General features: G+C 71.2%; 6 protein-coding genes. 4 read left to right on the top strand and 2 right to left on the bottom strand.

Going from position 1 to position 6,248, the window contains the following annotated elements; translation table 11 throughout:
- Positions 1 to 1,183 precede the first annotated feature (1,183 nt).
- Positions 1,184 to 1,618 (top strand): protein-tyrosine phosphatase family protein, encoded by a 435-nt coding sequence (locus ACSNOK_RS29415; protein WP_436783837.1) that lies wholly within the window; start codon positions 1,184 to 1,186, stop codon positions 1,616 to 1,618.
- A 188-nt stretch (positions 1,619 to 1,806) separates the two neighbouring features.
- Here ACSNOK_RS29415 and ACSNOK_RS29410 read toward each other — a convergent pair whose 3' ends face one another.
- Positions 1,807 to 2,247, bottom strand: a complete 441-nt coding sequence (locus ACSNOK_RS29410; RefSeq protein ID WP_436783838.1) for a TetR-like C-terminal domain-containing protein — start codon at positions 2,245 to 2,247, stop codon at positions 1,807 to 1,809.
- A gap of 83 nt (positions 2,248 to 2,330) precedes the next feature.
- Between ACSNOK_RS29410 and ACSNOK_RS29405 the strand changes: the two genes are divergently transcribed.
- The 3 genes from ACSNOK_RS29405 (at position 2,331) to ACSNOK_RS29395 (ending at position 5,238) form a co-directional block, all read left to right on the top strand.
- The gene (locus tag ACSNOK_RS29405; RefSeq protein WP_436783836.1) at positions 2,331 to 3,233 is read left to right on the top strand and encodes a zinc-dependent alcohol dehydrogenase family protein; all 903 of its coding nucleotides are present in this window, start codon (positions 2,331 to 2,333) and stop codon (positions 3,231 to 3,233) included.
- Positions 3,234 to 3,395: 162 nt separating this feature from the next.
- A complete protein-coding gene (locus ACSNOK_RS29400) occupies positions 3,396 to 3,782 on the top strand; it encodes a barstar family protein (RefSeq protein ID WP_436783835.1) in 387 nt (128 codons plus the stop codon).
- A 220-nt stretch (positions 3,783 to 4,002) separates the two neighbouring features.
- Positions 4,003 to 5,238 (top strand): hypothetical protein, encoded by a 1,236-nt coding sequence (locus ACSNOK_RS29395; protein WP_436783834.1) that lies wholly within the window; start codon positions 4,003 to 4,005, stop codon positions 5,236 to 5,238.
- 146 nt (positions 5,239 to 5,384) lie between these two features.
- Here ACSNOK_RS29395 and ACSNOK_RS29390 read toward each other — a convergent pair.
- Positions 5,385 to 6,248, bottom strand: an 864-nt coding sequence (locus ACSNOK_RS29390; RefSeq protein WP_436783833.1) for a PhzF family phenazine biosynthesis isomerase, incomplete at its 5' end; no start/stop codon positions are given.

Below are 6,248 nucleotides of genomic sequence, written 5' to 3'. Positions count from 1 at the left end.
GGGTGGTAGGGGAAGACGGGGAGGGCGGTGGTCACCATGTCGTTCACGAGATCGTCCACGGGTCTTTCTCCGTACGCTGCTCGGCCGGGCGCGCGTTCGGACGCGGGGGCCGGCCGGCGGGCTGCCGTCCCGTCCTTCCCCCCGTTCCACCGCACGTCGTTCTCCATGGAAAGAGCATGGCACCCGGCACTGACAATGGACCTTCCGGTGATCGACTCCGGTCTCCCCGGCGCACGTCGCAACGTGGCGTGGGAGGGTGCCGTGCCACCGGCAAGAGCCGGGCGGCGAATGTGATTTAGGTGACGGGCGTCAGGGGAACTGGCACTCCACACCTCCGTGTCCCTCGGTAACCGCCCTGGTCGGAGGCTTGATTCGAGCTTGCGTTCCATCGAACATGCGAATGTTCCGGCACTGGGTGCCTGAAGTGCCGCCCTGGCGGGGGTCGGTGGTGGGGCGGTGGTGGGGTCCCACCGTCAACTCCGACCGCTAGGGTGATGCGTTACCAACCACCCCTCCGGGGAAGCGACGGCTTCGTGGAGCACTCCATGGGGTCCACGAACGCTGGACCCCGGAAGGGGGTGGCCCGATGGCCACACGTCCGGAGGGCCACCGCGGCGGCAGCAGGGCGGACCGGCTTTTCCGCCGGGTTCGCTGGATCGGCCCGCTCTACATCGTCTTCAAGGTGGTGTGGGACTGGATCTGATCCGCCTGCGTCATGCACAGGGCCCCGGTCCCTGAGGACCGAGGCCCCGCTGCGGTGGGTGGTAGAGGGCCTCATCCCCACGGCTTCGCGGGCTCAGGGATGGGGCTCTCGCCCTTCCGCAGTACAAGTGTCACCATGAGCGCAAGCCGATCGGCAGGATTGTGATCTACGTCACCCCTGCGCTGATGCAACGGGTCCATCTTGCCCGTTATTCAAGATCGATTTCGACAGGCGGTCGGATGTCGATCGGCGTGAGGTGGGGGTGACTGGCCGTCATGAGTGCAGGTCGCATGCTTTGCGAGCATGTGAAGGTGATGCACCTCACAGTGATTCCGCACTCCCGTTATGACGCCGGCGACAATAAACGCACTCTTTCGATGGGGAGTTCAGCTCTTTCGATCGCTCGGGAGGGTGGACCGGTCATCCGGCGGAATGCGCGTCCGCCTTCAAGGTGAGGCCACCGCCGCCTAGCGTGGGCACATGGATCCCGTATGGCCCGAGAGCACCCCTGGTCTCCTCCGGCTCCCCTCCGGACGGTCGGTGCGGGGCCGGGCGCTGCGGCGACCGCTGCCTGACGGCCCGGAGCCCGAGTACGCCGTGTATCTGACGGGCAAGCGGCCGTCCCAAGTGGCGTGGGAGGCGGAGTGGTTGCGGTGGCCGGACTTCCGGCTGCCGGCCGACCGCGAGCGGGCCCGCCGGCTGTTCCGGACCGCGTGGGAACGGGCCGCGGAGGAGCGGGTGGAACTGGCCTGCGGCGGCGGGCGCGGCAGGACGGGGACGGCGCTGGCCTGCCTCGCGGTACTCGACGGGGTCCCGGCCGGGGAGGCGGTGGCGTACGTGCGGCGGCACTACGATCCGCGAGCGGTCGAGACGCCCTGGCAGAAGCGGTACGTCCGCCGCTTCGGCGGAGGCTGACGGGCCCGCTCGGGGCGGCCGGGATCCGCCCGCCGGCCGGGGGTGTCGCCCGGCGGCCGTCGGGGGCCTTCGGGCGGGGTGTGCCCGGCGCCGGGCGGCGCGCTGCCGGACGCGGACGACAACGGGTGGGACGTCACCGGGCGACCGCGGAAGCGTTCGGCCTGACGCCCCCCCGTGCGGCGCGCCCCTCAGCGCGCCTCTCGGCGAGCGAGGCCCAACGACGTCACCAGATCGCGCAGTTCCGCCTCGTAGAGCACCCCCGGGTCGGCCACGCTCGGGCGGAGGTGTCCGTAGATCTCCAGCCCGATCAGCCCGTACATCCGCCCCCAGACGCGGAAGGCCAGCGCTACCGCCCCGGGGGAGACGTCGGGCAGGTGTCCGCGGATCTCCTCGACCAGTTCGGGGGTGAAGTCCGACCACGCGTGATCGCCGGGCGGCTGAAGTGGCGCGGCGTGCGGCCAGGCGGCGTGGACGAGTTCGACGAGGCCCAGGCAGGCGCGCTTCGAGGGGCGGGGCGCGGGGCCGCCGACGGGCGTGACGTACCCGGCCACCGGGTCGCCGTAGACGAGCCGGAAGCCCTCCGGATCGGCGAGCGCCCAGTCGCGTGCCGCCCGCCACCAGGCCTGGATCCGGCCGGCCGGGTCGTCGGCGGGCAGGCGCCCCGGGCGGCCTCCGCCCGGTCGACCAGGGCCCGGGCGAGGTACGGGTCCGGGTGGAGGCGGTGGGGCTCAACCGGGCCGAGGCCCTGTTCCGGGCGAGGGCGTACTACTACCAGCCCGACCTGCCCGCGTCCCGGATCGGCGCCGAGGCCGCGGGCGTGGTCGAAGAGGTGGGCCCGGGCGTCGAGGGGTTCGCCGCCGGAGATCCGGTGAGCGTGCTGCTGATCGCCACGGGCGCGATGTCCGTCCACGGCGTGTACGCGGACCGCGTCAACGTCCCGGCGCACACGCTCATCCGGCGGCACCCCTCGGTGGACGCCGTCACCGGGGCCGCGACCTGGCTGTCGTACCTCACCGCGTACGGGGCCCTCGTGGAGATCGGCGGACTGCGCCCGGGCGACACCGCGCTGATCACCGCCGCCTCCAGCAGCGTCGGCATCGCGGCGATCCAGGTGGCCAACCTCGTCGGCGCCGTACCGGTCGCGGTCACCCGCACCGGGGCCAAGAAGGAACAGCTCCTCAAGGCCGGTGCCGCGCACGTCGTCGCCTTGGACGAGGACGACCTGATCGCACGCGTCGGCGAGCTGACCGGGGGCAGGGGCGCCCGCGTGGTGTTCGACGCGGTGGGCGGCCCGGGAGTCACCCGGCTCGCGGAACTGGTCGCCCGGGACGGTACGTTGATCGTCTACGGCTGGCTCGACGGCCGTCCGACCCCGCTGCCCGCGAACTGGCCGCTCGCCGTCTACGGCTTCGCCCTGCCGGCCGTCCTCGACCACGAGGACCGGAAGCGGCGCGCCACCGCCTTCATCGAAGCGGGGATCCGTTCCGGCGACCTCTCTCCTCTGGTCGACCGCGTCTTCCCCTTGGAAGCCGTCGCCGACGCCCATCGCCACATGGAGGGCAACGGACAGGTGGGCAAGATCGTGCTGACGGTGGGGCGGGGGGAGGAGGAATGAGGCGGCGGGCTGCGGCCGGTTTCTCTCGGTGGTAGCTCGGCTTGCGTTGCCGACGGGGGGCGCTCCGTTCCGGGCGGCGGCACCTTTTCCCGTTTTCCGGGCCGTGGACGGACGGCCGGAATCGGAGAGACACGGCGCGGACCTGTCCGTATCCTCCGGTCCGTGACATCGACGTATGTGCTGGACGGCACGCGGATCAGAACGCTGGAAGATTTCTGGCGAGTTATCGGCGAGGCGATCAACGGCCCCGGCGGCTATTTCGGCAGGAACCTCGACGCCCTCGCCGACTGCCTCAGCGGTGGCATGGGAGCGCCCGACGACAATGACTATGTGGTGGAGTGGTGCGACCACAAGGTGTCTCGTGAACATCTCGGTTACCCGGAGACGGTTCGCCAGTTGGAGATCCGGTTGTCGCGCTGCCACCCCGCGAACCGTCCTTCCGTCAGCGCCGACCTTGCCGCGGCGAGAGAAGAACGCGGATCGACTGTCTTCGATTGGCTGGTCCAGATTTTCAACGATCGCGCCCCTGGCGTCCTGCGACTCCAGTGACCGGTCATGAAGACACCTTGTCCAGTAGGCGGGGGGAGCGGGGCCGTCGGCCCTGTGACGTCTTCCTGTTCTCTCGTCTGTTCCGAGCTGTCTGTGGCTCCCCACATCAAGTCGGTTCAGGACGTGTGACCGCGCACTGCATTGGTCCCTGAGCGTTCCGGACGAGCGTCGCGGAGGGACCAATCGCTGCGGACGGAGACATGCGGCAAGATGCGGACGCATGACGCTCTCATCGCGTTTCACCGTGCCGGGCCAGGTCTGGGCTATGGCCGCGTCCGATCCCTCCGGGCCGCTGACCGTGACCGGCTACGGTCCGAATCCGCCGGCGACCGTCATCACGAGGGTCGACCTTTCGGGCAAGGTGGCGTGGCAACGGACCTACCCCGGGACAGGCAGGCCGCAATCCCGTTTGTCCACGGACGGCATGTTGTGGCTCGCCTGTCCGGATCACGATGGTCAGGTCCTGGAAGCTGTGCTGCCGGACGGTTCCGCTGGGCCCACCGCCCGCCCGGAGTGCCGCCCCGATGAGGAGATCGGCGCGTTCGTCCTCCTCGACGACGGGTTCGTCATTTCCTGGGTCAGTGCCTCCCGCCTGGTCCGTAGGGAACGAAGCCGACCGGCCACCTCTTTACCGGAGCCTCGCGTTGCCCGGTACACGCGAGAGGGCGAGTGCCTCTGGTCCACGCCGATCGGGCTCGGTGCGGTGTCGTTCCCGGGCGTGGTGGAGACGGGAGACCGGACCGGATGGAAGATCCGGCCGCGTAGACCTTGGGTCCCGGAGGAGATCGGCGTAGATCACTGGGAGCCGCTGCTCGTATCGGCCGACCGGATCGCAGCGAGCTTCACCGACACACGAGGCGGCATCGGAAGAACGTTCTTCCTCGACCTGCGCAGTGGCGAGACCGTCTCGGTCACCGCTCCCGCTCCTGCCGGCCGAAAGGCGATAGCCGGCCCTGGCCAATTCCTGGTCGGATCCCAGGGTTACGGTGCCTTCACGACCGGCCGTTTCGGCCGGGACGGCGTCGAAACCGCGCGCTGGGCCAGCCATGGGGCCATGCTCGTCGACAAGAACGGCGGCGTCAGCGGCCCGGAGCTCGAAAACCGCCTGCCTTCGCGATCGCACTTCCGGCGGCTCGCATCGGACGGCAGCCTCGTGGACGGGCCCGCGCTGACGGGCTATTACACGTCCTACCCCGCGATGGACCGCGAGGGAACCGCGGTGTTCTGGCGAGACGGCAAGCTGCTCGCCGTGGACGCGGACCTCGCCGGACACGAGCTGTTCGCCATGGATGACAGCCGAACGGTCATCGGTCGCGCGCTATTGCTGAGCGAAGGCAGTGTCGTCCTCCCCTTGGACAACGAGGTCCTGGTCTTCCGTACACCGCTGGGGCCTCTGGCCGAGGGCCCCTGGCCGTGCGGGGAAGCAAACCTCAGGGGCAATCCTCTCCTGAGCTGAAACTGCGTGCGGGGCACCGGAGGAGACCGAAAGCCTGAGCATGGAGGCGGCAGGACGGGTCGACTGCGAGGCTCGTTCACACCCCGCCGTCCGGGGTCGTGCCCCGCCCCGATACCGCCCCCTCCGTCTCCGGCGGGCCGCCCGCCTCAGCCGATCCGCGCCGCAGTGCCCGACACCCGGACCCGGGGATCGCCCGGCCGGAGGGTGACCTCCAGGAGGCCCGGGCGGCCGAGGTCGTCGCCCTGGTGCAGGGTGAGGGTCGCGTCGCCGGCGACGAGTCCGCGCTCCCGCAGGTACGCGCCGAGGGCGGCGGCGGCCGCGCCCGTCGCGGGGTCCTCGACCACGCCGCCGACGGGGAAGGGGTCCCGCACGTGGAACACGGACTCGCTCTCCCGCCACACGAGTTGCACCGTCGTGAGGTCCAGCTTCCGCATCAGGGCCGTCAGCCGGTCGAAGTCGTACGCCAGGTCGGCGAGCCGTTCCCGGGTGGCCGCGCCGAGGACGAGGTGGCGGGCGCCCGCGTAGGCGACGCGCGGCGGGAAGGCCGGGTCGAGGTCGGCGGCGGGCCAGTTCAGGGCGGCCAGGGCCTCGGCGACGTCGTCCGCGGCCGCCTCCTCCGTGTGCGGCTCGACGGAGGTCAGGGTGGCGCGCAGGACGCCGTCGTGCTCGGCGACGGACACCGGGACGGTGCCGGCCGGCGTGGTGAAGACGAACTCCCCGGGGCCGTGCCGCTCGGCCAGGGCGACGGCGGTGGCCACGGTGGCGTGCCCGCAGAACGACACCTCGGCCAGCGGGCTGAAGAAGCGGAGGGTGAACGACCGGTCCGGCTCGGCGGCCCCCTCGGGCGGCGCCGTGACGAACGCGGTCTCGCTGTAACCGACTTCGGCGGCGACGCGCAGCAGCTCCGCGTCGCCGAGGCCGGCCGCGTCCAGGACGACGCCGGCCGGGTTGCCGCCCTCGGGGTCGGCGGAGAAGGCGGTGTAGCGGAGGACTTCGGTGGGGGTGGCGGG

The organism is Streptomyces sp. URMC 126 (assembly GCF_051386555.1).
Lineage (GTDB): Bacteria > Actinomycetota > Actinomycetes > Streptomycetales > Streptomycetaceae > Streptomyces.
This window is presented reverse-complemented; position numbering and strand designations above follow the sequence as displayed.